Below are 27,000 nucleotides of genomic sequence, written 5' to 3' on the forward strand. Positions count from 1 at the left end.
GGTGCTACACTGGGACCCAATTCACCTGCTGCAAGGGTGTAGCTATGGCAAAGCTCAAGATCATCCTGCTGTATTTTGTGCTTCCGATCCTGTTGTTCGGGACGTTTGTCCTGTACCAAGTTGGCGCACAGCATTTCGGCGTGGCGATCATGCTCGCTGGCGCGGTAGTGTTTATCGCCTGGTCGTGGATCAGGACCACGCCGAAGGAGCGTGCGGACGCGCGGCGAATCGATGAAGAAGTGCGTTACCAGCAGGACCAAGAGTGGACGTCGTATTACGCGTCGCAGCAACAGGATCGTCATCACTGATCTCATTTGAAGATCCCCGGTGTGATCTGCCGACCAATCGCACCCTTCCCGAATCCCTTGACAGCGCCGCCACCGCCGCCGGTAACGAGTGCTCTCGCGATCTCCGGCACCTGCCACATCATGAAAGCTCCGACGCCGCAGACGAGCGCGAGCGCCAGCATCGCGAGGTAGTTGGTCGCGTAGTACGCGTCGCTGTTCGTGCCGCTCTGCGTCGCGCTCTGTTGCACTAGATTGTGGATGCCGGGCAGCACGCCGCTGTAGACGATCGCCATCATCAGCCAGGCGACAACCTTGAAAAGCCCCGCGGAAATTGTGAAGCGCAGCCAGCCATCGAAGAGGAATTCGCCCGGGGGCAGCACGTACCAGGGGATGAGTATGGGGCCGAGGCAGAAGGCGATATCGAGCAGAAACGAGCCAAATTGCACAACGACCACAAAGATCATCGTCATGAGCGTGATCGCAACGATCGCAAGCGCTTTGGCAAGAAAAGCGAGCAGGACGAGTGGCAGGTTCTTGATGAGCGTCCAGATCGAGCTCAGGCCCGCCGAATTCGCTCCCGCGTCGCTCGTGGCCCCGCATACCTCATGTTCCGTGTTCGGGATTACGACGCCATCAGGGGTGACGTCCGGCACCTGCTCACAGACCTGGGCCGCCTCGGTGCGCACGCCCTGCATGATGGTCGACGCGGCATTCACGAGCGCTCGCAGCAGGTCACCAGGATTGCCTTCGCCACCGGACACCCGCGAGGCCATGGTCTGCATGTTGTCGACGAAGTAGCTATGCACGGTGCCGGACCAGGCTGTGAGCATCACTAGAATGACTGCGCATTTGATCAGATGGCGGAAGAGGTTCGCGAAGAAGGCTGGGAAGTCCCCTTCGAGCAGCCACAGGAAGACGTGCCATGTCGCCATGACGAGGCCCAGCGCGGCGAGCAGGTCGATGCCGTCGGAGAGAAAGAGCGTCTGCAGGCTCGTGCCCTTCGCCTGCATCGTGGCGAAGAGGGCGTTGAGCACGGAGATGACGTCGTTCATGACCTGGTTCAGTTGAAAAAGGGGCACCGCTAGCGCAGACCGCCGGCAAGGCGCAGCAGCCCCAGCAGCACGGCCAGCGGCAATGCAATCCAGGCCGCCGCGAAAACCTGCGGATTTTCCGCATGCACCACGAGCAGCCCGACGAGGAGCGACAGCCGGACGCTGCGCGTAATGCGCCGGTCGAAAGTCCAGCCCGGATCGCGCTGATCGAAGGGAATAACGCTGCGAATCCGGTATTCGCGGATTGCATGCAGCACCACACGCAACTCGGCGGGTGTCGTACAGAGGTGGCGGATCAGCCAGCGCAACAGCACGGCTCACTCGCTACTGGTCCTGCAGCAGGCCGAAGTCGGGCGCGCCCTGTGTCGTCTGCTGTTCCTGCTGGTTGACCTGCCCGAGCGCCGCAGCGCGCGCGGCGGCGAGCTTCGCCGCGTCACCTTGGGCCCGCGACTGTGCGATGTGGTCCTGCATCTGCTGCGCGACCTGCCGCTGCATGAGGGCATGCAGGTCGACCATCTCGCCAGCGAGCACGTTCGACTGCTGGTTCAGCATCTGCAGGCCCTGCACGGCGCCGGTGACGTTCGGAATCTGCGACTGGATCTGTTGCAGGTTCTGCGCGCGTTCGGCGAGCGTGCCTAGGTTCTGCATGTCCTGCGTCAGTTGCTGCTGGTAGATGCCGCCGCGCGTGGAGGCGAGGGATGTATAGGCCGACAGCCACTGGGCAGGCGACATGCCCGTCGCATTCATCTCGCTGAGGCTGCGGCCGAAGAGGCTGTTCGTGGCGCTCGCCGCCTGCTCAAGCTGCGTGATAGCCGTGGACAGCGACTGGAAGTTCGCGATCTGCGTGCGGTAGGGTGCGATGGTCTGATCGATCAGCGATGCCGGAACTTGCCTCAGGTTCTGGGTCATCGTGACGTACTGCTGCAGGCGCGTGATCTGCGCCTGAACGTTCTGCTCGACCATCTGCGCCTGCTGGGCGACCGACGACACGAGCTCGGCGTGGTTCAACAACTGTGTAACTTCTGTTGCGCCGCCCGTCATCCCACCGCCCGCGCGAACAGTGCTCGTGTAAAGGCTCAGGGCGAGGCCAGCGGCTACGCCGGTTCGACGAAGCACGAGATCACGCATGCTGGACCTCCAGTTCGACCAATGCGGCTGTGTCGATAGTCGCCTGTGACATCGCTTCGTCGATGTATCGGTCTCTCCAGTCCGGACGACCGGAATGCAAGTGCCGGTCAAACATGAGCTGTGCGCTCATCTCCGACCGGAGGATCGCGATCGACGCGGGATCGAGTGGCACCGAGATGCGGCGTGATGCACCGCCCTGTTCAGTGATGAAGTAGTCGCGTTTCGCAACGAGTCGCTGGATAGTGCGGATCTGTTCGTCGGAAAGACCGAAATCGCGCTGATAGGCAGTTTTCGCGGACGGCGTGAAGTTCTCGACCGGCACGAATACGCGCACGAGCACGTTGTCGCGGATCTGCGGCCAAATCTTTGAGGTCGAGACCTGCTCGGGCGACTGCGCGTCCATCCAGACGCAGCCGAGCTTCTTGCGCATCGTGACGATCCAGTTGCCGATCTGCGCGGCGAACGTATCGTCATCCAACAGATTCCATATCTCGGGCAGCATCACAAGCGTCGGGCCGATGACGCCCTTGGCACGCCGCTGTTCCATCGAATCCTGGATGCGATACGTCACATACGACAGGAACGGCCGCGCGATCACAGTGTTCGCGAGAATCCGGTCAGTCGCCATCGACACCCACCGCGTGTCGTCGAAACTATCGGTGAGGTTGTCGAAGTAATGCGCGTGTACGGCGGAACCCACCCACAAGGCCAACTCGTCGGCAAGCGGCCCCGCCGGTAGCGACGCGTGGACCGTACGAAGCCGCCACAGGCGCCGGTCGCTCCGGCTGCGTGTTGCCGCGAGCGCCTTCCCCAGTTCGCGGCGGTCGCCCGCAGTCACTCGGTAGGTGCAGCGCTGCTGCGCCAGCATCACGATCCATTCGACGAGGAATTCCATGTGGCGCAGGTCCGCGAGCAGCACGAGCGGATTCATCTGCGCGCGTTCGTTCGCGGAACTGCCGGCTGCGTCATGATCGAACTGCAGATAACGCCCGCCCTGAAGGAGCGTCGGGATGCGCATCGACAGGTCCTTGTCGAACCCGTATAAAAAGGCGTTCGGATACTTCCGGAACAACGTCGCGCACAGCAGCATGAAGATCGTCTTGCCGAATCCGGTACGGCCACAGACCAGCATGTGCCCGACATCGGCGAGGAAGGCGGTGAACCAGAAAGGCGTGCCGAACTCGGTCGGGAATGCGGCGAGCGCAGGGCAGAGCGCGCCGGTTTCCTTCGTCAGGTGTGCGTTGATCGGGTGGCCGTCGGAAACACCGCGCAGCGGCAGCAGGCGGGCAAGCGCCGCTGTGTCGATGAAAGACCAGCGCGCGCATTCGCGCCACATCCCGGGGATGCTCGTCGCGAAGGCTGAGAAAGCGTGAAGCGTCTCGCGCACGGGCGCAAAGTGCGCGGCTCGCAGCGCTTCCTCGACTGCGCGGTGCGTGGCGACTACCTGCGTCCAGGCCGCTTCGGCGGCCGTCCCATCATCGAACGGTGTCGTCTCGAAGACGGGCGAGTACGAGAGGACCGAAAGGTTGTAGTAGCCGTATGTCTCTTCGGCCATCTCAACCTTGCCCACGCGCCGGTTGGCTTCGTCCGCGGCGGCGGTGCGCGACTGGTTCTGGCGCGCACCCGACGTGTCGCCCCCGCGTAGCGTAGCGGCGAGCAGTGAACGCGTGTCGAGCCGGCGGCCCTCGTGATAGCGGCGCACGCTGTCGATGAAACGCATCGCGGCGGTGGGCGAGGTCACACGGAAGCAGTGGCTGACCGTGAGTTCCCCTGGCACCTTCAGCAGGCCGTCGAGGCTCGTGGGCAATACCGTGTCTGGCCAGAAGTCGCGGCGGGCAGGAACACCCGCCGCGATCGCGAAGCGCTGGCGGCCATGCGAGTAGAAGTGCAGGTAGTCGTGACCTGGTCGGACCTCGGTATCGCACATCGCGAGGTCGAGCGCCGGGATGTCTGGTATGGGCACCGCCGACACGTGATCGCCCGGTGGGGAGCAGCACGCATGCATGAACGCGCCAAGTGCCGGACCGCTCAGGCGCCGGCAGGCCAAGCGCGGGTTGCTTGCGACGAAGCCGAACAGGATGTTCTCGAAGATTTCGACGACGGCGGCCAGTTCTGACGCCGTATACGCGAACAGATATTGGTCGGAGAATGTGCCACGCACGGCCTGCATCAGTGACTGTGCGATCGACAGCCCGTCATGCGTCATGCCATGCGTAATCTTGCCGGCGAACCGGTCGATCCCGACATCCGGGGCCAGCGCGAACGTCACGAAATGACGGTTCGTGTAGTTGGCACCGCGCTCAAACGTCTCACGGCGGGCATCGTCGACCCGTTGCGCCACCGGGTCCGGCATCGGTACGGTGAGATAGCGGGCACTGCGGCGGCGGTGAATTGTCCACCACATTGTGACGGGCCGACGGGCGATGTCACGCAGTGACGTAATCAGGTTCTCGATCAGTTCGAGGACATGGCCGGTCGACAACGCGTCGGCATCCGGTCCGGAGAACTCATAGGCTGCCATTACCGACGAGTCTTTATTGACGATGAGCGTGTCGCTAAAGCGAAAGAGCCATGGCACCATCTCTGCGGTGGAACGGCGATCGCCGTCGGTGCGCTGCGCGACCTGTGCGAGCGACTCCGCGTCAAACGGCGAGAGGCTTGGCTTCAGCACGGCATCCCCCGGGCGAAGCCTTTCGGGCGAGCATTGATCTTCTGGTGCAGCAGTTGGCGCGGCTCGTAGTAGTCGCCCTGCCGGCTGTATTTTGCGTAACAGCGGATCTGGTCGGGATCGCGCCGCACTGCGAGCCACAATACGGGATGCGTGACCAGCACCGCGAGCAGTACCCAGCCGTTGCGCAGGCCAGCGGCGAAGGTGATGACGATGGCACCCTGCGCGATGCACCATTTGCGGTCGATGCCGAGCAGCAGGAACTGTTCGAGCATGGTCTTTCGAACGCGCGCAGCGAGCGGGTCAAGTGGACCCAGCGAATCGAGAGAGCCGGCGGATGCGTCACGTGCGTCGGGGCGATGCGTCTCCATGCCGGACCTCGCTAGAGGGTGCCCGTGCAGGCAGCGCCGTGGTTGAACACCTGCGCCCACAGCAGCGGCATGTTCAGAATCGCGAGCGTGCCGAGCACGCCGCGCAGCACATGCGTCTTGATGTTGCTGCGACCATCGTCGAGCAGCCATAGCACGATCGAGCCGACGAGCGCCGAGAGCGACACGACCTCGAGCAACTCATTGTCGAGCACGTCCTGGTAGACGGTGCAGAGTCCGCCGTTCCAGATGCCCGCGTGCGCAATGGCCGGAATAAACGCGAGCCAGATGGCCGTGAACAACAGGCGCAGCGCATTGCGATGACGGGTGAGAACAGTTCGCCACGCGTCGCGCAGATCCATACAGCGGTTGCGAAGCGCGGTGACGACGAGACGCACGGCGTCGAGCCACCGGCGCCGGCGATGTGATTCATGCATGGACCAGCTCCTCGGGGGACGCAAAGCGGGAAAAGAGGCACCGGGTCTGATAGCGGCCGTCCTTGGCACCGAGCACCTCGCGGATTTCGACGGGGCCGCGTACCGCGCCCTGGCGTTCTGCATGCACGAAAAACCGGAACGTGGAGGCGATTTTCTGGCGCAGGTCGTCAATCGAAAGGAGCCGCCCTTCGTCGCTCATGCGGATGAGCGACTCGAGCCGCGCCGGGGCGGTGTCGGACGAGTCGGCATGGAACGAGACGATCGAGCCCGGGTGTCCGGTGTTGAGTGCTTCCATCAGGTCGAAGGCTTCGGCTCCACGGACCTCGCCGACGATGATGCGGTCAGGGCGCACGCGCAGCGAAAAGCGTACGAGATCGCGGATGGTGATCCCAAGGTTGGTCTCGAACGCGACGTAATTAGGCGCATGCACCTGCAACTCGGCCGTGTCCTCGATCGTGATGACGCGGTCTTCCTGCGGCATCGCATCGATCATCGCGTTGAGCATCGTGGTCTTGCCGGATGAGGTGCCACCGGAGAATGCAACATTGATCCGCTCGCGCATGACCCATTCAAAGAACTCTCGCAGCGCGGCGCCGCCCGATGCGAGACGCTCCAGTAGTGCGGTATTGCGGCGGCGCGCGGCGGGAGACGTCGTGCCTGGCAGGACGTTGAACGCCCCGCCGCGCTCGTAATCGGCAAGTCCAATGCGGCGGCGTGTGTGCTTGCGGATCGACATCATGTCGCCGTGGACAGCCACAGGATGCCGGGCGGCGGCAATGCGCAGACCTGGCAGTCGGGCATCAAGCAGAGGGGTCTGCTCCTTGGCATTAACGTTCGCGAGAATCGTAATTGCGCGATCCAGTGCCTCCGGGTCCAGGTCGCAGCCGGTGAGATACTTCACTGTCGCATTGCGCTCCACGAAGATCACATCGGCGCGGTTGACCATGATCTCCTGCACGTCCGGATCGGCCAGCATTGGTTGCAGCGGGCCGAGGTAGTCGTTCAGTATCTCGATCGCGTATTCGTATGTGAGCCGGCTCATCGCCCAGCCTCCCATGTATCGCCCCACGCGATTGGCCGAAACAGTTTCCCGATCAACCCCGGCTCTTGCCCCGCTATCGGAGTGGCCGGCGCGGACGGCAGCGGCGAGGCCGTGTTGAGTGCACGATAGACGCGGCGTGCGTAAGCAATGCGCTTCACGTGTGTGCCGGCGTTATAGGCGCCGACGGCATCCCAGTTCAGACCGAGATGGCGGATGTTCTGCGACAGGATCCACGCGCCGACGTAGGCATTGGTACAGCGGTCACGGAGATCGGCGGGTGAGACGCCGAAGCGCGATAGCGTCGCGAGCCACCGGCTGTTGATCTGCATCAGGCCAATGTCGGTGGTGCCGTCGGCGTTGAGGTGGATGACGTTTGCGCGCTGCCCGGATTCGACGGTGGCGATCGCACGCACGAGCCGCGCGTTCACGTGTTGAAATTGCGCGGCGTCGTCGATGCAGTCGGCCCGGGCAGTAATGACTGAGCCGCAGAGCACTGCACCAGCAAGAACTATCGCTACACGCTTCACATTCACCTCGTCTGTTCGTGCGTGATCCGGTGACCACGATTTGGCCGCGCTAGCCATCAGAGAAAAAGGACCTGCCGGGCGCGGGGGAGCACTCCGGCAGGCCAACAGCGCGCGTCGGCCCAGGGGGAAGGACCGACGGGTTCACTGTAGGCAGCGAAGACGCGTGACTGGGCCGGATTCCTGACCCAAGCGCAGTTGGGTAAGCACGTTTTTTGTCGCCCGCGCATTGGCCAGCGCCACGTGAGGCTGCCCGTCCAGCACAATCCGAAGACATTTGCAGAAGGCTGAAAAGGCAAGGGGAACAAAGGACGGCTCAAAGGGAAGGGCCCAATCCAAAGGCCACGGGTGAAGCTTGGGATGAGACGCTTCACCCGCTCAAAGGCTCAAATGGCGAAGGGCAAAAAAGGGCTTTGGCGCAACGGTCAAAAAGCGCTGCGGCCCATGCCGCGTAAGGCGTAGAAGGCCGAGAAAGGATGGCTCGGCTGAACGCGTGGCCGCTGATGTCCCGGCCTGAGGCATGACTGCTTGCGGTCGCGACATGCCGTTCAGTCATTCCGGTCTGGGCGTCAGGTCGACTGCCTAACGTTGGCGAACGATGTGACGCGTCGTGTGCGTCGCTCACTCGGAACGCAATTCTCCAATCGCGATCGCAAGCTCATATGACTTTGAGTACCACGCTGACCTGGCTGGGGCTGACCCGGGCGTCGACAAACCCGCCCCGGATCAACTCGCAGTCCGCGTCGTTCGCTGCTGCACCGATTCTTGAGCGATCACCGCCTTCCCCCCAGCATCTCCCAGTGCTGGGATTCAGCGAGCTTCTTGCGCGAACCGGCATGCACGGCACGGTGCTCCGCATTGGCGGCAGTGTGGGCCTGTCAACTGAGAATGAGCGGCGCGACATCGAACCGCTGATTCGGCGACTCACGGAATTCGTGCAGTTGTTGCCCGCATCGGAATCCCACCACCATGCGCAGCCGGGCGGCCTGTTGATCCATCTGCTCGAGGTGGCGCGATATGCCCTGCATTTCCGCGAGGGATACCGCTTACCGCTCGGCGCGTGCCCCGAGGACCAGATGCGGCACGGCGCACGTTGCAGCTATGCCGTGCTGGTCGCTGCGCTGTTGCACGACATTGGCAAGCCTTTGGCAGACCTAAAGATCGAGCTCGTCACCGGCACGGACGCCCAGCCGTGGGTCCCGCTCGCGGGCAGCATGAACGAGCAGGGTGGTCAGTGGTACCGGGTCGATTTCCCGGAACCCGCGCAACGGGACTACGGTGCCCACGCGCGCCTCGCCATTGTGTTGCTCCAGCGTCTCGTGCCTTCGGCTGCGCTGGCTTGGCTAGCGCAGTATCCGCCGGTGCTCGACGAACTCGCCGCATATCTGTCGGGCGACGCTGGGGTGAAGGAAGGGACGCTCGCGAAGATTGTCGGCGAGGCGGACCGGCGGTCGGTTGCGCAGAATCTACTCACGGGCCCACGCACACGGTTTGCAACTGCTCGTGCGGTCCCGCTGATAGAGCGGCTGATGGAAGGGGTGCGTCGGCTACTCGCGGAGGGCGGAGTGCCGCTCAATCGCGCGGGCGCGACAGGCTACTGCGACGGCGAGTCCCTGTGGTGCGTGGCGAAGACGCTGGCTGAAGCCGTGCGTGCATATCTGGCGCGCAACGAGCAGCAGCAGCCGGGCGCTGCGGGTATTCCGTCCGACAACAACCGGCTTTTTGATACCTGGCAGGAGTACGGGGCGCTTGTTCCGACGCCGGAGGGTGGCGCGATCTGGACCGTCGAGATCGTGGTCGGCACCTGGAAGCAGACCTTTACCGTCCTGCGTTTTCCGCTCGACCGGCTCTATGTGAACCCGGGCCGGTACCCGCGCGCATTGCCGGTCGGCGCGGTGCGGGTCGTCGAGATTGCCAAGGATGAAGAACCCGCGCCGGAACGCGAGGCATCATCCGCAACGAGCAGCATCGAAGAGATGCAATCGGATGTCGACGAAGAACAACCGGACTCGCCTGGTACAGACGGGCCAGACCACCCTTTAAGCACTGACGCCGAGCGATCGTTGGACGATGCGCCGGCGACGGAGCCAGAAGTGTCGCTGGCCGCACCGACGTTGCCCGATTCCACCTGCGAGGCATGCGATGAAGCTGCGCCGGCTCCCGAGGCAGCCATACCTGTACCGGCTTCGGACGACCATACCGCCGATTTCCTGCCTGAAGCGGAAAGCGCCGCGGCATTGCAGGCCGAGACAAACGGTGACCTCGACGTTTCGAGCGCGGGCCATCCGGTGCCGGAATTTGTCACTTCGCCCGTGCGGCCGAAGCACAAGGCGAAGGTGCCGGCGAATTCGCTGACATCGCGCCAAAGCCACCGGCAGCCTCGGCCGAACGCCGAGCGGTTCATGGCCTGGGTCCAGGAGGGGATTGCCACGGGCGCCTTGCCATACAACGAGTCGATGGCGCGCGTACATTTTGTGCCAGAAGGCATGCTGCTCGTCACGCCAGCCGTCTTCAAGGATTTCGCACAGGCGCATCCCGAGGCGATTGAGCAGACGCTCGCCGATGAAGGTAAAACGCCGGAACGGTGGAAACAGGTCCAGCGCGATTTCCAGAAGTCGGGCTATCCGGTGACGGCCGATTCAGGCGGCGCCAGCCGCTCGTATTTGATTCGTTACAACATCAAGGGTGCCGGTGGGCGGCAACTGTCAGTGATGCTGGTGCCGGAACCAGAGCGATTCTTCAATCCGGTACCGCCGCCGAACGCGATGATCCAGTCGAAGCAGAAGCCGACGCAGGATGTGGTCGGCCCGGCGCAGGCATAAGCGTTGAGGGTGAGCGAGGCGGCGATGGCACATCCGGTCGAGAACCGCTTTCGGAAACCCGTCGAACTACTTTCGTCCATTACTGCGCTCGCGGCAACGGGCGTGTTGTGGTCGCATCCAGCGCTCTTCCTGATCACGCCCGCGACAGGAGTAGTGACGACGTTGGCGCTACTCGCGCTCGCGTTTGCGCGCGCACGCCAGGCGTGGCAACTGATCCGCTTTCAGCGCAATCTGCGGCGCCTGCCTCAGTACGTGATTCCGGCTGCCGCGATCCCATGCTCCGACCGCGACGTGTTTCTTGGCCGGGGTTTCCGGTGGAGCGGCGTTCACACGCAGCGCCTGTATCAGGCCCGCCTTCCCGAAAACCGGCGATTGCTTGCCCGCAACGACCTTTACGACCGCGCACGCGACCACGAGCGCAGGTATCCGGAAGGGCCTCTCGCGCGCATCACACGCAAGCAGGCGTCGTGGAATCCGGTCGCCCCGCTGCCGCCCGTCGGCGGCGATCCCGCGCTGCACGGCGTGGAACCGGACGAGCGCGATGTGTGGTTCGACCTTGGCGAGCGTGTCGGCCATATGGCCGTGCTCGGCACGACGCGCGTTGGAAAGACCCGGCTGTGCGAGGTCCTGGTCGCGCAGGATATCCGGCGCGGTGACATCGTCATCGTGTTTGATCCAAAGGGTGACGTCGATCTCCTGCTACGCATGTATGCGGAGGCCAAGCGTTGCGGTCGGGATGGAGAGTTCACGTTCTTCCATCTGGGTTATCCCGAGAAATCCGCGCGTTACAGCCCGATCGGTACCTACTCGAGAATCACGGAGGTGGCGACGCGCATTGCGGGTAATCTGCCAAAGGAAGGACAGTCGGCCGCATTTCGAGATTTTGTGTGGCGGTTCGTTAATGTGATGGCGCGCGCGATGAGTGCGCTCGGCATTCGCCCGACCTACGAGATGATCTACCAGAACGCGGTAAACATCGACGGACTCGCGCTCCGGTACTTCCGCTTTTGGCTTGATCGCGATCACCCAGGCTGGGAGGACGAGCTTGAGCCCCTCGAGAAGGAGGAAGCCAAGCAGGCGATGCGCCTGCAGCGCAATCAGGAAGTGCTGCAGGTCGCGAACCTGATCCGGCAGAAGGGGTGGACCGACCCGATCGCGAACGGACTGCTCTCGGTGATCAGCAACGAGCGATCGTACTTCGACAAGCTGATCTCGTCGCTGTATCCGCTCCTGGAAAAGCTCACTACGGGGCGCACATCGGAGCTGCTGTCGCCCGACTACAGCGATCCGGATGACCCGCGCCCGGTCTTCGACTGGAACCGCGTGATGGATCGGGGCGGCATTGTGTATGTCGGGCTCGACGCTCTATCCGACTTCGAGGTCGCAGGCGTGGTGGGTAACGCGATGTTCGCGGATCTGACCTCGACCGCGGGCCGAATCTACAAGTACGGGCACGACTACGGCCAGAGCAAGGTCGGCGGCAGGCGGCGCGTCTCGATCCATGCGGACGAGTTCAACGAACTGGTGGGCGATGAGTTCGTACCGATGGTGAATAAGGCGGGCGGCGCAGGCTACCAGGTGACGGCCTACACGCAGACGAGCGCCGACCTCGAAGCGAAGATCGGCTCGCGGGCCAAGGCCGAACAGATCTTCGGCAATTTCAATACGCTCGTGATGCTGCGAGTGAAGTATGTGACGACCGCGAAGATCCTGACCGACCAGTTGCCGATGGTCGACGTGAAGACATTGACGCTGGCCTCTTCGGCGACGGACGCCGTGCGGCGCGGCGAGGGCGTGCATTTCACGGCGCAGACGCACGACCAGATTTCCGTACGGCCAGTCCCAATGCTGCAGCCGTCCGACCTGACGCAGTTGCCCAAGGGGCAGGCGTTTGCGCTCATCGAGGGCGGACAACTGGTGAAAGTTCGGCTCCCATTGCTGGAGGAGAACGATCCCATCCTGCTGCAGTGGCTCGACGACGTCGTGGCCGACATGCGCACAAAGTACGCGACGTATGTGCAGGCCGTTTTGCCATTTGATGACGCCGGCGGCGTGGCGCCGGATGTCATTGGCGGCGCGGTAGGCAGCTTCATGCCTTCCGATTGGAATGTCCAGGCTTCGACCACCGAGCCATGGGCGGTCAAGGGCAGGGGCGCCGGATTCTGAGAGGGCGGACGTGAGCACAAGTCGTCGAGACAGCAACGCAGACGGCGTGAAGTCGTTTTTCTGGATCGTGGATCTGGCGATCCATGCGGTGCTGTGGCTGCTGCTCGCGTCGTTCCTGTCAGTGCTGGTCGATGTCGGGGCTGCACACTTTCTCTGGCGCGATGATCCGGTGGATGGCATCGAGGCTCTGGTCCGCTATTACCTAGGTGAGACGACTGATCCGGAACTTGCGAGGCATGCCGCGGACCTCGCGTATTGGAGCTGGTTTGGTTGGACCGGCGTCGATGCTTCAGCGCGGGCTTGGCAGGCGGGTACGTTGCCGGCGCAGGGGCTCGGTTCAATGTTGCGACCGGCGTTCTCCGGATCGACGCATGAAGCGCTCATCGTCGCAATGTATGGGATCAAGCTGTTCGGGATCCGCATTGCAATGCTCATGTTGACGATCCCGCAGTTCGTGCTTGCGGTTGCGGTGGCATTCACCGATGGGCTGGTGGCGAGACACGTGAGGCGTGCACAGGGTGGGCACGAGTCCGCAACGCGTTACCACCACGCGAAGCACATGCTGAAGTTTGGCGTGATCCCATTGGGTGCGATCATTTGGCTCGTGGCGCCGGTACCGCTACCGATCTACCTCCATTTCTGGCCGGTCTCGATGATGACCGTGATCGCGGTATGGAACATGGCCAAGTACTTCAAGAAATACACCTAGGCTGCAATTTGCCGCCCTATGCTTTTACGACGAAAAGGAGGATAGGCAGGTCATGCCGCGACGTGTAGTAGTTCGGCGCTCGCCCGTGCACGGGCGCGGCGTGTTCGCCTCACGGGCACTCGAACCCGGCGAACAATTATTGGAGTATAACGGCAAGGTCATCGCCTGGAGCGCAGCTATCAGGCAATACGGGAAGAGCGGTGCTACCGGACACACGTATTTCTTCGGCCTGTCCAACGGACGCGTGATCGACGGCGGGCAGCGGGGAAACAGCGCGCGCTGGTTGAATCACTCATGCCATGCCAACTGCGAGGCAATCGAGATCGAGGACCGCGTGTTCATCCACGCATCGTTAGCGATCGCGCCGGGCGAGGAACTGTTTCTGGATTACCAGTTGACTGTTGACGATCTGGCGGACGAAGAAACAAGATTGAGCTATGTGTGCCGATGCAACGCGTTGGGATGCCGCGGCACGATGCTGGCTGTCGGCTCGTGAGACCGCGGGCCGTTCAATCAGCGAGCTGATGGCAGCGCGGACGTCGGTCGCTCCCGCGCCGCCGTGCGATGCGCGAGCCAGGCTTCCAGTTCAGACTCACGCCAGCCCGTCGCGCGCTCACCGATACGGATGGGGCGCGGGAATTCGCCGCGGCTGATCATTGCATAGATGGTGGCACGGCAGAGACCGATCTTCTTCACGACATCCTTCATGCGCATTACCTGGTCCATTTTGCACGACTCCGTGTTGCCTTGGGCCCGTTCGATTATCCGCAGCTTTGGGCTCACCGCAATGGACACACGAAAGCAACATCGTGATGAAACAGCCGAAATGATTAGTTCGACCGTCGCGTCGGCGGTCGAGTGAGATACATCGCGGATACACTTTGTTACGGCTTCGTGGGCCGGCGAATAGTTTGGGAGACCCAACCTTGCAAGCGCAAGTGGCGGCCAGCCGCACTAGCCGTGGTTGTAGGCCCCACGCAGATCCGTTGGACACTGGTCGACCAACTCTACGAGCAGGGTCAACGCAGCGCGGACCAACTGCTCGTCGCGGCCAGCTTCCGCCTCAGGGGTGTGTTTCCCACCATGGAAGAGGTTGTGCCGAACCCGTGTGGCCGCATCGATGGCTTGAGCGATGGGGTTGGCGCCACGCAAGGGCGAGGATTTCCAACCATCCACGAAGTACAGGAGCTTCGGCGGATCGCTCGTAAGCAGCGCAATCGCCAGCGCCACGTCGCTTCCTGATGGTACATCGAGCCATACCGCTGCTTCGTCGGCCAATCGTAGCCACGCAGGCGCAGCAATCCCGTGGTCGTCGCGCTTGTAGCTGGTTTCTTTCATCGCGTACTCGCAGCGAGCGAACACGGCAAAGAACTCCGTGATCAGGTCTCTCGGCACCGCAACGCCGTCGAAGGGATCCACCAGCACCATTATTTCACTCCTATAAGTTCAGCGATTGCATCCGGTTGTCGCACAGCCGGTCGGTCATTGGCTCCGCCAACGTGCCTAGCCGCTTTCGCGTAGCCTAGGGGGCGAGGTCCTTCACGCAGGTGATCGCTTTAGCGTCGCCGCGTCGTAGGTCATGGCTAGCCTTGACAACGCCTCAAGGCCGATGGCTACCGAACTCATCCGGCGTTGGCCTTTCGCCGGCGTGCGAGACGCTCGTCGAGCGCCCTCGCCAACGGCGAACCGGATTGCACCAGGATGTCCACGATCGCGGCAAGTTCCGTGCTGTCAAGCACTGTTGGCGAGACCGGCGCGTCGAGTACCGCTTTGTCGATCCAGCTGCACAGGCGCCGACCGATTGCGTGATCGATCCAAAACTCGGCATCCGCACCTTGCGCCCGCCACCATGCCGTCGCCGCGCGTGCAATGAAGTTCAGCCGATTCGCCTTCGGCTCGACCTCTAATAGTCCAAGGAACGCGACAGCGACGAACATGGATCCGGCTGCCTGCTCCGTCAATAGCGTGAGCATGGGCAGGAGCAAGCCAGCGCGGGCGGCGCCGGGAGGAAGGACGTAGCAGCGAGGTCCTTGTCCGATTTCATGCTGCCCCATGAACATTGCAGCAACAGCTCCACCAAGATGAATTTCAATGCGCGACGAGCGCTCCGACGCCAAGTGGCGCCACGCCCGGGTCATCGCCAGCCGTGGTGCCAATCTCTCGCGGATCGACACTGCCGTACTATCCGAGAGCCCGCCGCCATTTAGCCACACCTGATCCAACTCATGGAGCACGGCCTCCGTCGCATCGAGGAATCGCTCTTCCGGTAATTGGACGAGGGGATTGAGTATGTAGTCTTCGATGCCGCCGTTTCCGGTCGAAACGGCAGCGTTGAGCGCGGCCGCGAAATAGGCGTCGTTCCATTGGAAGGCGAGCTCGCCCGGCTCCTCATCGGGCCCACAACCCACGCCATTCGCGCCAGCGGTCCAGGGCCAGCAATGCCGCACCAACGCACACAGCAGATCCGGACGATCTGTACGCCAGAGTTCGACTGCGATCGATAGCCATTGCGCCGCTACGACCGCGCTTAGCGCAAAAACGCGTGACTGCACTGCGGATCGTTTCTGCCGCAGCTGCGGCTTGCCCAGCGTGATTCTATGTCGCACCTTTGGTGGGTACGGATCGGGCAATTCCGGCCAGCCGGGCTCCGAACCTCCGCCCGTGAACCAGTGCAGCTCTGCCGCCACCGCGCTCTGCAGCCTCGTACGCTCGGCCTCCTTGCTTGCTATCTCCAGCGCTTGCTGGCGCGCAAGATAGTCCTCGACGCAGTCGAAGTCATCGTCGTCGCGTTGCGGAACGGCATAGATAGCAGATGCCAAGCCAAGCCGAATCAGCGACCGTGTGAGCTCCGGGCTCAACGGGCGCTGCGCGGCCACCTCGGCGCGCAGCACCGATGCCATGCCCGTATCGCGTCTAACCGCTAGGTGAAGCAGGCGCGGCATATCCGCAACTTCGGGATCATCGCGGTATGCGGCCAGTAACCCTACGGCCGCGATTGCGGCCGCGTTGAAAGGCAGTTGCTTCGCGAAACCGCTATCGTCCGGTTCGCGCAATGCCGCTTCTGTCAGTTGCGCGCGCGCCCAATCGCCGTGCGCGGCCTTCAGGATCCGCGAACCATCTCGCATTACCAGCGACGCGACGATAACCCGGGTGCGGTCGATCCATTCCTGCTCGTCCTTATCTGGACCAACCCGCCACGCCGAGGTGTCGCGCCTCGCCCACAGCACGACCTCCTCGAGCAGCTGTAGCGGACAGCTTGGTTCCGTGAGCGCTCGCATGAGCCGCCCCCGGATCGCAATCTCGGCGCTGCCGCGCTGCGCCTTCCCCTGAAGCTCGGCCAGTAGCCGCGCTTCATCGGGAGGGGGCACGTATTCGATGGTCGCCTGGCCGTTCTCGTCCGTGCCGCCTGACACGTAGTTCGCGATATCGAGCTGATTCAGCGCGCACATGGCGGCAAACCTGGAATCGGCCATGCCTCGACTCTCGCCATCTGGCGCTCCGATTCGTGCCACTTCGCCCTGCAGTGCCTGCTTCATCGATTCGCGCACATCGGCGGGCCCATGCAACGCGAAATCGACGAGCACGGCGTCTAGCGGCATCCGGCGCGAGGGCCGACGTCGCAGATCGTCCAGTCTGACCGACCCGGCCGGCTCTGGGTGCACCCAGACGGTGTAGATGTCGTTGCTGTTCAAGTGGTCGTGGGCGAATCGATCGCGATCCCTTGCCAGCAGCTCGGCCGATGCCGCAAACCGCCACAGGCACTCCCGCGACTTTGGCCAGTGCGACAGCATCACGTCGACCGCTACGAGCAGGTAGGCCGCTGGAGATCCTTCAGGGCCCAAGACGTCATCGATCACCGCCGGCACAGGCTCGTCGCGCTCGATGCGCAGGTGTGCCCACGCTTCCAAGGCCATCAGAGCCGACGCGACGATGTGGCTGTCCTGCGATCGGGACCACATATAGGACTGGCACCATGGGAAGGAACGCCGCCGCCCGCTGGGAAGCGGAACCTCGACGCGGTTGTCGCCAGGCTCGCTGTCGCCAGAGCGTCGCCGTACCGCGTGCGCAACAACACCGCGCACCAGTCTCAGTCCCTGTTCCTTGTCCGCCAGCAACAGATCGAGGAACGGCGCGCGGGCCGGCCACGCGGGGAAATACTCCGTGTCCCATGCCGAGAACACGTCCCGCATCCGCGACGGGCGATCTTCTTCGTTGTCCCTTTCGGCCAACGCTTGCAGGAACAGGTCGGCTATGGCTTGCGGCGCCGCGTACGGCGCGGTGCCAACGAATCGCAGCAACTGGCGGAATAGAGTGTGCCGATGCGGGTGGGTGGCCCCCCCCTGCAGGTACGACTCTGCATCGGCCGGCCGAAGCCTGCACCACATGAAAAAGGCCGTTCGGAGATCGCTCTCCTGCGCAGTTGTCATAGACAGTCCTGGCGTCTTCTTCGCGGTCATCCACGCATTGAAATCCGACGCTCTTGGGTGATTCTTCGCTTCGATCTCGACCAGCCACACATACAGGCGCAACACAAGCAGCGGAGACAACACGTCGTGCCCACCGTTCGCGCAGCACCATCGGTTATAAAGGTCGACGAACTGTGGCACTGCAGCGTGAGGCAGACGGTCTCCGATGACGAGAGACCAAATAATCAAGTTGAGCCACGCTAGGCCGCGCGGCGCTACGAAGTCTTCAGTAAGCTTGCTCGTATCGACACCGAACGCCGCCCAGAGTGGTGCGACCGGTTGGGAGTCGACGGTGACGGCTGCACGGACGAGATCAGCAAGCGACTTTGCGTTGTCCGCAGCAAGTGCCGGCAAGCAGCGGTTGAGCACCTCACCCGCGCGCTCCGAGCGCGAGAGGGCGAGCAAGACCGCTCGTCTCCACGAACCGTGCGCGCCGGGCACGCTCACCCGATCAAGGAGAGCCTGCCATGCTGTCGCGTCGCTGCCCAGCTCCGCATGCAATCGCGCAGCGAGTTCCACACCGCGCACCAAGCGCACCGGCGCGGGACTGTCCAGCGTACTTGCAGGGAAGTGCTCCGGCTCCTCATGCAGCAGGCAACCGATCGCCCAATCACGCAGGACGTCGTGCGCTGGCTCGACACGCACCGAGCTGAGTGCGCGCAGCGAGCCGCTCTCGGTCAGCGCAGTGATCGCGTCCGCCGACGCGGTGCTGGTGTCCATCGGGGATGACGAGGTCAGCGAATGCACCGCTAATGACCGCAGCAGACGACACCGCTCGAGGCGACCCGACACGTTCGCCGAGTCGCCGGTCGTCCACCATTGCCGAGCCATCTGCACTTCGCTGAATGGCGCAGCGGCTTCGGCTACTATGCCGCGTGCCAACCGATCAAGGCGGTACAGGTTGCGCACCAATTTCTCGGCAGGATGCCCGGGCCTCAGCAGCGCGGCGAGAGCGGGGTCTGCTTCCCGTAGCTGAGCCACCTCGTCGTCCCCGAGTTCATTGATGATCAATGGTGACGCTTCGCCGAGATCCTGCAGCGCCTGTGCTGGCAGCCACGCGCGCGCGTCCGCATCGAAGTCCATCCGCGTCGTGACCACGACGCGGAACCCACGCACCTGTGCGGCAGCACGGATGAGATCCACAACGGTGGCCCGCTGCCCGGGGGCGTCAAAGCGGTCGAGGCCGTCGACGAACAGCGTGCCACCACCGTCGCCCGCAAGATCGGTCAGGAACTCACGCGCCGACATCTCACATCCGAGCTGTGCTGCCAGCGCCGTCCAGCCACCACCCGGTATGCGGTGCGGTGCGGCGACGACGATGCGGGACTCAACGCCGATACGCCGTGCAAGATCTTTCATCACCCCCGACTTGCCGACGCCGCCGGCGCCGCGGATCTCGAGGTACCTTGCCTGCTCAAGCGCAGAAAGTGCTGCGGCAACAAGGCTACTACGGTCGATTCCGACACCATGTACACGCGAACTCATAGTGGCGAGCGTGTTCTCCGCGGTCTCGGCGAGCCGCTCGCGCGCGACGTACAAGCGCCGGTCGCCCGCGAGCCGGTAGCCGCGCTCGCCGGTGAGTCGATCGCGCAGCGCGGGGGCGTCCAGGTCCCCGCCGGCGGCATCGACCTGTAACGCGATCTGCTGAAGCGAGTCCCACAGTTCGCCGCTTCGACTAGCGTCCTGCGGCGGGAGCAACAGCGCGCAGCGCTCGCGGGCCAGTTGCGCGCAGACCGAGCCGGGCTGCTCGAAGTCGAACGCTAGTACCTGGAAGCGCGACAGCAATTGCCACACGGCCGCGTCGTCATGCGCAGAGCCGGCCGCGCGCATGTGGCCACGGATTGCCGCGACGAACTCGCGCATCGCTTGGTGCGCGGCACCGGGCTGGTTCAGTCGCTCGAAGAAGCCTTCAGCGTCCTGATACTCGCGCGCCCACTTCAGCACATCCTGAATGTGCTGCTCGATCTTGGTGGACGTGCGTGCAATCGCCACCGCGAGCTCGTAGCGCGTCGTCTCAAACTCTGACTTGGCCGTGGCCCGGCACGCCAGCGCAACCACGTCCGCGAAGATCCTGTCACCCGCTGTGAACGCAATCGTGCGCTTCGCCTGGAGTTCGAGCGTCGCTGGGCAGCCTTGGCTATCGTTGCCAGTAACGATGACGTCGTCCATCGAGTGATTGAAACCCGCTCGTTGAAACGACACGCGCGTGACCAAGACGCCAGGAAGTCCGCGTGCCTCCCCGCCCGACAACAGAGGCAGCAGGTACTGCGCGCCGACATGACCCTCTAGCAGAGCGCCAGAAGGTCCGGCCGCGGCCGGACTCACGACAACGGGTGGGGCATCGGCGCGCCGAGGCGTGCGCGCGCGCTTTGCCGCCGTCGCTTCGGACTTCTTGGCGGCAGCTTTCTTGCTGCTGGACGCGGGCTTAGAGGTCTTGGTCTTAGGCATCGTCATAGTTCAAAGCGACTGACAATGCGGAGAGTCGCTCCGAACTGTTCGTGCGCATCGTTTTGCATGATGGTCTGCCATGCTGTCGTTGTATGGGAACGGCGGCGGGACTTGAACCCGCGACCTCCCTGCCCGTACCATGTGGGTGCGAACCTCGGTACGTAGTGAACAGGGCGCTCTATCCACTGAGCTACGCCGCCAAAAAATTAAACTTTGTTTGCCGTCAGGCCTCCGGGCTTGCCGGCAGCCTTTTTCATTTTTCGAGCTTTTTCGAAGTCCGGCTCGATCTGCTTAAGTTTTGCGACCAGCCCGTCGAATTTGTACTGGTTACTGGTCTTGCCACCGCTCGGAAGCGTGCGATGGATTCTTGTAATCAGCCCTTTCTCTGCAAGTGCGTTGACCGTGCGCTGAACCTGCTTCGGCGTCAGGTCGATGCGCTCGGCAACCGTTGCGATGCTGGGGTGAGCAGAACCGTCTACTGCCCACCAGAAATCCAGAAGCTGGAGCAAGACGATCATCTGCGTTGAGTTCACGTTAAGACGCGCCTGGGCTCGAAGCAAGAGCGCCGGTGCGATAAACAGCCCGTGCGACGCAACGGCTTTGCCGAACTTCTTTTCGGACTGTTTGGCCTGCTCTGCTGGCGTCGTCTGCGCCGCCGAGAGTTGGACTACGTTGCTTGCCGCCGTCATCTTGTTGCTCCGTGCGTTGCCATTGATATAACTCTACGCTCACCCCCTTGAAAAAGGGGCGATTGACGCTTAACGACGATAGGACATCGTGGGGACTAGGGATAGGACATTTTTGCGGCTACGGAACGGACACCAACGTCCCATAAATAAGTGCCAGCGATATAGGTCCAGTTGACGATGAGCAACATGGAATAAGCCCCATCAAACGCTAATGTCCCATGGGGGCATCATATGCTCGGTCGGGGCAGGACGGGCTTGCATTCCACAGCGCTTCGGTCATCGGCCGCCTGACTGTCGGTCACTCGACATCTGCTAAGGCGATAGCCGGTCTTCAAACGATGGTGCTGAATGACCGTTTCGCTCTGATGCCAACCTTTGCGGCTCCGCGGGCTCGGCGGCACCAATGGGTTGCATGCTGACGACCGCAGCAATGTGACGTGCAGGCTCCGTATGGGTATTGCGCGGGGCGGCACCCGGCTGTTGCTCGGAGTGAGGTCTGCCAGCGATTTCATCAATGAACGGGCTTGGTCTGTTGGGCGAATGACCAGATACACTGGCCGCGCGACAGAGCCGAGGTCGACATCTTTTTCCATGGCAAACTTGCCTCTCTGTTCAATTCGGGTTTGACTCGTGGGGCGTTCGGACGGCGCAGCAGGCTCTTAAAATGCACGCCGAGCCCCCTTCCATGGAAAAGAGAAAATGACGGTCATCAGAATTGCTTGCAACGAGAACGACCCGAACTTAGGCAATGCTGCAGCTGCCGCCATGGCGAGGACGCTGGGCATGCTGTCCCAGCCTATCGCCAAGCCGCCAGCGAAGGGCTGCCGGCCGGAAAAGACACAGCCGCAGAATCCCAACGAGCTGACGATAAAACAGCATGTTTTTCCCGTACGCTGCATAGAGTCCTTTGCCGGTCAGCGCCGCCAGGTGGCCGTGTTCGACGTGCTCAGGGGCAAGCTTCGCCATGCGAAGCCCGACGACCACATCTTCTGCGCGATGCGTGCTTGGGATCAGCCAACGGAAAGGCACATGAAGCATATCGAGGACAGGTTTCAGGCGATCGTCCGGCCGATCCTTCACGGCAATGTCAATTCGATCGCTGCCTCGCAGAAGCGCGACATCGATAGCATGTTCGCGCTTTGGTACATGCGGACCCGCTACCGGCGGCTCGACACGCAGGAAGTCCAATTGGGCGGAGTAGAGGGAAACGAGCTAACGCTGGCCGAGGAGGAAAATCTCGAGAAGAACGGTTACCTGTTCGCGCGAGCGGGAGGAAAAATGCCGGCCCGCCAACTCAATGGCGTGCAGCTACGCAAGCGTATGGCCGATTATGCGCGCGACCTTGCCGCCATCGAAAAATGGGGCGTCATTCGCGCGCGAAGAGCGGCGAGTTCATCGTGCCGGACATTCCTGTACACACGATCATCCCCCTCTCGCCGCGACTGGCCCTCGTTGCGCCTGCCCCGGCCGGCACCATCCTTGCGGCGAACGTCGCCGAGATTAACAGCGCGGTGAGGGCTGGATGTCTGGAGTACTATTTCGCGCGGGATCTGTCCCTGTGTCCGTTTGCAAGCTGATTGCTCGGATATCTATCGCCCCGCATGGTAGCTTGCCCCAATGTTTTCCGACGGCAAGGGAATGGGCCTCGATCGTCGAGAGCAGCGCCAAACCTGTGAGCTTGACCGATTGCGGCAGGCGCGGATGAAGAGTTTATCGACGGCTACGGTGAGTGCCGACGCGGGAAACTGCCCGATACAATCGCGAGGCTTAGCCATTCGACCGGAATGCGGCACTCCTGCACCTGACGTTTGGCTCGATGTCCCTGAGGGGGCTCAGGCGGCGCCAGTCTGACGACTGGTCAGAGTCGCGAAAGGTCAAACATGCAGCCCGGTGTGTGTGTGAAGGGCAAGCTGCGATTTCATCAGGCTGCGATGTCGTCGCTGTCCAGCGTTTCCGAATGGGCTGAGGTAAATCGGAAGAGCCCTGCATTGACAAGTTCGGCGAATGACTTCTGCAGGGCAGGCTTCATGCCCGCCTTGAGCGCATCAAGGTAGTCGGCGTACCACTGGATCATCGCGCGACGTTGGGCCAAATACTTCGCGTGGTTGTAGTCGCCGGCAGTGCCCTCCTCAAGATGGGCGAGCTGGGTTTCGACGTGATCCTTGATCCAGCCGTGCTCGCGAAGGAGGGTGCTCGCAGTATGGCGTGTGCCGTGACCGACCATACGGCCCTTGTAGCCAATCTTCGAAAATACGAGATTGATGGTGTTCTCGCTGATGACCTCATGCTTCGTGCCAATGCCGGGGAAAAGGTACCGGTGACGGCCAGTCAGCTCTTTGAGCTCGCTAAGCGCCTTGACCAGTTGCGACGGCAGTGGCGTGACGTGGCTACGCCGCATCTTCATCTTCTCGGCGGAGATCGTCCACAGAGCGTCGTCGAGATCGACCTCGGTCCATTCGGCATATCGGACCATTCCGGGACGGCTTGCTGTCCAGATCGTCATCCAGGCTGCGACATAGGCGATCAAGCGACTCGTCGACTTCTCGAGCGCGCGCAGAAAATCGGGCAGTTCTGGTTCGAGGAGGTGAGGGTAGTGCTTCGCCTTCGGGGCGGCTTTCGCGATGACCTTCAGTTCGGACGCGGGATTGAATTCGCATTTGCCGCGCGCGATGGCCTGACTGAAGATCTCGCGCAACCAGCCGCGGGCCTTCTTCGATACGTTCAGGGCGTCGCGCTTTTCGAAACGTTCCTGGACGCGTGCGCAGTCTGCGCGCGTGATGTTGACCAGCTTGATCGAACCGAGCTCGGGCAGGATGTCCTTGTCGAGGTACGTCCGGATCTTATCGAGCGTCGAGGCGGACCGACCCGCATCCTGTTTGCTCTTGTACCAGAGCTCCGCGGCTACCTTGAACGTGCCGTCGTCGCTGCTATCCGCTCGCTGTCGATCTATCCGTCGTTTTGCGCGCGGATCGGCGCCGTCGGCAACGAGGGTCCGGTATGCCGCTGCCTGCTGCCTCGCTTTCTGGAGCGTGACGTCGGGGTAGCGTCCCAACGAGATACGCGGCTGCTTGCCGTGCAGGCGATAGCGGAAATGCCAGAACTTGTTGCCCTCCGGCGTGATCCAGAGAACCAGACCGTCGCCATCGGCGACACCGTAGGGCTTTGGCTGAGGCCGGGCTGCTTCGACTTCGCGGACGGTGAGAGGCATAGTGAGTACATTTCTTGATCTCGAACTTTCAATGTACTCAAAAACGTACTCATCTGCACCTGGCTTGCCGTATTCCGGTTTGGACGCCAATAAACAAAAAACCCCGCAAATTCAATGATTTACGGGGTCTTCTGGACTTCTCTGTACTACTCTAAACAGCCTTGTGGTGCCCAGAAGAGGACTCGAACCTCCACGGTGTTGCCACCGCTAGGACCTGAACCTAGTGCGTCTACCAATTCCGCCACCTGGGCAAGGTGTCGTGCAGCAAAGACCATCATTATATCGGCCTGGTAATTGCTGTCAAGCGATTCGTCGGGTGAACGGCCAGCGGCTCCGGGCACGTCCCATCCGCAGCGTCAGAGCCTCCGCGCCCGTGCGCCCGTGCGCATGGGCAAAGCCCCACACGTTGCGGCCCGCCCAAACCCGCGTCCGTCCGTCCTTTCCCGAGTGCTAGAATTGCGCGGATTGCCATGTCTGAACCACCGAGACAAGAACAAACCACCAATATCGATCAGCGCCCTTGAGCAAATATCCGTACCCGATCCCGAGCCGTGAAGAGATTCTCGGCGTGCTGCGCACCAGCGACACGCCGCTTACCGCGAACGACATCGCCGAGAGTCTGTCGATCAAGCGCCAGGAGCGCGAAGGCTTCTTCAAGCGTCTCGGCGCCATGGAGCGCGACGGCCAGATCCGTCTCGACAAGCGCGGCTACTATCAGTTGACCCACCCGTCGAACTTCGTGGCGGGTCGCGTGCAGGGCCATCGCGACGGCTACGGCTTCGTCGTGCGCGACGATGGGCAGGACGATCTCTTCCTGCCGAACGCCGAGATGCAAAAGGTCATGCACAACGACCGCGTGCTCGCGCGGATCGTCGGCTACGATCGGCGCGGACGTCCCGAAGGCCACGTCGTCGAAGTGACCGATCGCGCGAACAAGCGCGTGATCGGACGGCTGCTCAGCGAGAGCGGTGCGCTCATCGTTGCGCCAGAAGACAAGCGGATCGCGCACGATATCCTCGTCACGCAAAACGTCAAAAAGGCGAAGGTGGGCCAGGTCGTCGTCGCGGAATTGACCGACTTCCCGAGCCGCCATTCGCAGCCACTCGGCCGTGTGATCGAGGTGCTCGGCGACATCGACGACCCGGGCATGGAGATCGAGATCGCCGTGCGCAAATACGGCGTGCCGCACGAGTTTAGCCCGGAGGCGCAAGCCGAATCGGCCAAGCTGCCCGACGAGGTGAGGCTTGCCGACCTGCGCCATCGAGTCGACCTGCGCGACGTGCCGCTCGTCACGATCGATGGCGAGGACGCGCGCGATTTCGACGATGCGGTCTACTGCGAGCCGATGAAGGTCGGCCGCGCCGACGGATTCCGTCTCATCGTCGCGATCGCGGACGTGTCGCATTACGTGCAACCGGAAACGGCGCTCGACATCGATGCGATCGAGCGCAGCACCTCGGTCTACTTTCCGCGCCGCGTCATTCCGATGCTGCCGGAGAAGCTCTCCAACGGCCTGTGCTCGCTCAATCCGCAAGTGGATCGCTGCGTGCTCGTCTGCGACATGGTCATTACAGGGCGCGGCGAGATTAAGGGTTATCAGTTCTATCCGGGCGTGATGCATTCGGCGGCTCGGCTTACCTACACCGAAGTCGCCGCGATCCTCTCCAATACGAAGGGGCCGGAGGCTGGTCGGCGCGCCGCGCTCGTGCCGCAGCTGCAGGATCTCTACGCCGTCTTCAAGGCGCTCTTCGCCGCGCGGCAAAAGCGCGGCGCGATCGACTTCGACACGACGGAAACGTACATCGTCTGCAATGCGCAGGGCAAGATCGAGCAGATCCTGCCGCGCCAGCGCAACGATGCGCACAAGCTGATCGAGGAGTGCATGCTGGCCGCGAACGTCTGCGCGGCCGACTTCTTGAAACGCAACAAGCACCCCGGTCTTTATCGCGTCCATGCGGGGCCGACGGCCGAAAAGCTCGAGAACCTGCGGACGTTCCTGCGTGGCATGGGCCTCACGCTCGGCGGTGGTGACACGCCTCATGCGAGCGACTACGCGGCGCTGATGGCGCAGATTCGCGACCGTCCCGATGCGCAGATGCTGCAGACGATGCTGCTGCGCTCGATGCAGCAGGCCGTCTACAGTCCGGACAACATCGGCCACTTCGGCCTCGCGTACGACGCCTACGCGCATTTCACGAGTCCGATTCGGCGCTATCCGGATTTGCTCACGCATCGCGCGATCTACGCGATTCTTTCGGGCCGCAAATATCAACCTCGCTCGCCCGAAGGCGTCGTGTTGAATACGGCGCTTTCGCCGCGCGCACGGGCGTTGCAGCAAGCCGACGAGCAAACGGCGCGTCCGAACGGCCGCACGAATACGGCCATCTGGGAAGAGCTCGGGCTCCATTGCTCGGCGAACGAGCGGCGTGCCGATGAAGCCTCGCGCGACGTCGAAACCTGGCTCAAGTGCTACTTCATGCGCGACAAGCTCGGCGAGGAATATGGCGGGATGATCAACGGCGTCACGTCGTTCGGCATTTTCGTTCAGCTTGACGCGCTCTTCATCGAAGGCCTCGTTCATGTCACCGAGCTTGGATCGGACTACTTTCAATACGACGAAATCAAGAACGAGCTGCGCGGCGAACGCACCGGTATTCGCTATCGGCTATCCGATCGCGTGCGCGTGCAGGTGAGCCGCGTCGATCTCGACGCGCGCAAGATCGATTTCCGGCTCGTGCGCGATACGCCGATGAAGTCGGCGATCGCGGCCCGCCCGGCGCTCGTCGAGCGGTCGGTTGGCGAAACCACCGAGATCGGTCCTCGCGTGCGCTCGCTGACGAACGACGAAAGCGTACGGCGCAAGAAGGCTGCGCCTGGCAAGTCGGCGGCGGTCAAGGAAGCGCGTGCGGCGCGGGTCCAAGCCGCGAAAAAACGGGGCGTGGCGCCGAAGCCGGCTGCCAAGGCACGCGCGCGCAAGAAAAACTGA

General features: G+C 62.7%; 20 protein-coding genes and 2 tRNA genes. 7 read left to right on the forward strand and 15 right to left on the reverse strand.

Features of this window, described 5'->3' with window-relative positions; genetic code table 11:
• Positions 1–44 precede the first annotated feature (44 nt).
• Complete coding sequence (locus tag C9I57_RS27010) at positions 45–308, forward strand: hypothetical protein (RefSeq protein WP_107153653.1); 264 nt, start codon at positions 45–47, stop codon at positions 306–308.
• Positions 309–310: 2 nt separating this feature from the next.
• On the opposite strand, the gene C9I57_RS27015 is transcribed toward C9I57_RS27010, so the two are convergent.
• From C9I57_RS27015 to C9I57_RS27050, 8 genes are read right to left on the reverse strand one after another with little or no spacing between them, the layout of a single operon-like run.
• The gene (locus C9I57_RS27015; RefSeq protein ID WP_107153654.1) at positions 311–1,339 is read right to left on the reverse strand and encodes a type IV secretion system protein; all 1,029 of its coding nucleotides are present in this window, start codon (positions 1,337–1,339) and stop codon (positions 311–313) included.
• A 29-nt stretch (positions 1,340–1,368) separates the two neighbouring features.
• On the reverse strand, positions 1,369–1,653 hold the full coding sequence (locus C9I57_RS27020; protein WP_107153655.1) for a hypothetical protein: 285 nt from the start codon (positions 1,651–1,653) through the stop codon (positions 1,369–1,371).
• Between the two features lie 10 nt (positions 1,654–1,663).
• Positions 1,664–2,467, reverse strand: a complete 804-nt coding sequence (locus C9I57_RS27025) for a conjugal transfer protein TrbJ (RefSeq protein ID WP_258187844.1) — start codon at positions 2,465–2,467, stop codon at positions 1,664–1,666.
• A complete protein-coding gene (locus C9I57_RS27030) occupies positions 2,460–5,138 on the reverse strand; it encodes a VirB4 family type IV secretion system protein (RefSeq protein WP_107153656.1) in 2,679 nt (892 codons plus the stop codon). The genes C9I57_RS27025 and C9I57_RS27030 overlap by 8 nt, the downstream gene beginning before the upstream one ends.
• Positions 5,132–5,506 carry a VirB3 family type IV secretion system protein gene (locus C9I57_RS27035; RefSeq protein WP_258187845.1) on the reverse strand — a complete coding sequence of 125 codons (375 nt, stop codon included), beginning with the start codon at positions 5,504–5,506 and terminating at the stop codon, positions 5,132–5,134. The genes C9I57_RS27030 and C9I57_RS27035 overlap by 7 nt, the downstream gene beginning before the upstream one ends.
• Before the next feature lie 11 nt (positions 5,507–5,517).
• Entirely contained in the window at positions 5,518–5,940 is a 423-nt protein-coding gene (locus tag C9I57_RS27040; RefSeq protein WP_107153657.1) for a hypothetical protein, read from the reverse strand.
• Complete coding sequence (locus C9I57_RS27045) at positions 5,933–6,982, reverse strand: CpaF family protein (RefSeq protein WP_107153738.1); 1,050 nt, start codon at positions 6,980–6,982, stop codon at positions 5,933–5,935. The genes C9I57_RS27040 and C9I57_RS27045 overlap by 8 nt, the downstream gene beginning before the upstream one ends.
• Positions 6,979–7,509, reverse strand: a complete 531-nt coding sequence (locus C9I57_RS27050; RefSeq protein ID WP_107153737.1) for a lytic transglycosylase domain-containing protein — start codon at positions 7,507–7,509, stop codon at positions 6,979–6,981. Before C9I57_RS27050 ends, C9I57_RS27045 begins: the two co-directional genes overlap by 4 nt.
• A gap of 797 nt (positions 7,510–8,306) precedes the next feature.
• Between C9I57_RS27050 and mobH the strand changes: the two genes are divergently transcribed.
• Genes mobH through C9I57_RS27070 form a run of 4 tightly spaced genes read left to right on the forward strand, consistent with a single transcriptional unit; the run spans position 8,307 to position 13,699 of the window.
• On the forward strand, positions 8,307–10,328 hold the full coding sequence (gene mobH, locus C9I57_RS27055) for a MobH family relaxase (protein ID WP_107153658.1): 2,022 nt from the start codon (positions 8,307–8,309) through the stop codon (positions 10,326–10,328).
• A 24-nt stretch (positions 10,329–10,352) separates the two neighbouring features.
• Complete coding sequence (gene traD / locus C9I57_RS27060) at positions 10,353–12,494, forward strand: type IV conjugative transfer system coupling protein TraD (protein WP_107153659.1); 2,142 nt, start codon at positions 10,353–10,355, stop codon at positions 12,492–12,494.
• Positions 12,495–12,504: 10 nt separating this feature from the next.
• Entirely contained in the window at positions 12,505–13,203 is a 699-nt protein-coding gene (locus C9I57_RS27065) for a DUF4400 domain-containing protein (protein ID WP_107153660.1), read from the forward strand.
• Positions 13,204–13,255: 52 nt separating this feature from the next.
• On the forward strand, positions 13,256–13,699 hold the full coding sequence (locus C9I57_RS27070; protein ID WP_107153661.1) for an SET domain-containing protein: 444 nt from the start codon (positions 13,256–13,258) through the stop codon (positions 13,697–13,699).
• Between the two features lie 17 nt (positions 13,700–13,716).
• Here C9I57_RS27070 and C9I57_RS27075 read toward each other — a convergent pair whose 3' ends face one another.
• From C9I57_RS27075 to C9I57_RS27095, 5 genes are all read right to left on the reverse strand, one after another.
• On the reverse strand, positions 13,717–13,929 hold the full coding sequence (locus C9I57_RS27075) for a helix-turn-helix transcriptional regulator (RefSeq protein ID WP_107153662.1): 213 nt from the start codon (positions 13,927–13,929) through the stop codon (positions 13,717–13,719).
• A 228-nt stretch (positions 13,930–14,157) separates the two neighbouring features.
• Positions 14,158–14,631, reverse strand: coding sequence for a hypothetical protein (locus C9I57_RS27080; protein ID WP_107153663.1), 474 nt, complete (start codon positions 14,629–14,631; stop codon positions 14,158–14,160).
• A 194-nt stretch (positions 14,632–14,825) separates the two neighbouring features.
• Positions 14,826–20,117: a hypothetical protein gene (locus C9I57_RS27085; RefSeq protein WP_258187846.1), complete on the reverse strand. Its 5,292-nt coding sequence runs from the start codon at positions 20,115–20,117 to the stop codon at positions 14,826–14,828.
• Positions 20,118–20,210: 93 nt separating this feature from the next.
• Positions 20,211–20,317 (reverse strand) — tRNA-OTHER (locus tag C9I57_RS27090).
• A 6-nt stretch (positions 20,318–20,323) separates the two neighbouring features.
• Complete coding sequence (locus tag C9I57_RS27095) at positions 20,324–20,806, reverse strand: helix-turn-helix domain-containing protein (protein WP_107153665.1); 483 nt, start codon at positions 20,804–20,806, stop codon at positions 20,324–20,326.
• A gap of 699 nt (positions 20,807–21,505) precedes the next feature.
• Here C9I57_RS27095 and C9I57_RS27100 point away from each other — a divergent pair.
• Complete coding sequence (locus C9I57_RS27100; RefSeq protein WP_107153666.1) at positions 21,506–22,321, forward strand: hypothetical protein; 816 nt, start codon at positions 21,506–21,508, stop codon at positions 22,319–22,321.
• A gap of 406 nt (positions 22,322–22,727) precedes the next feature.
• On the opposite strand, the gene C9I57_RS27105 is transcribed toward C9I57_RS27100, so the two are convergent.
• On the reverse strand, positions 22,728–24,014 hold the full coding sequence (locus tag C9I57_RS27105) for a tyrosine-type recombinase/integrase (RefSeq protein WP_107153667.1): 1,287 nt from the start codon (positions 24,012–24,014) through the stop codon (positions 22,728–22,730).
• 164 nt (positions 24,015–24,178) lie between these two features.
• Positions 24,179–24,265: transfer RNA gene (locus C9I57_RS27110), tRNA-Leu, on the reverse strand.
• Between the two features lie 269 nt (positions 24,266–24,534).
• On the opposite strand from C9I57_RS27110, the gene rnr reads away from it, so the two are divergent.
• Positions 24,535–27,000, forward strand: a complete 2,466-nt coding sequence (gene rnr / locus C9I57_RS27115; RefSeq protein WP_107153668.1) for a ribonuclease R — start codon at positions 24,535–24,537, stop codon at positions 26,998–27,000.

The organism is Trinickia symbiotica (genome assembly GCF_003028655.1).
GTDB lineage: Bacteria > Pseudomonadota > Gammaproteobacteria > Burkholderiales > Burkholderiaceae > Trinickia > Trinickia symbiotica_A.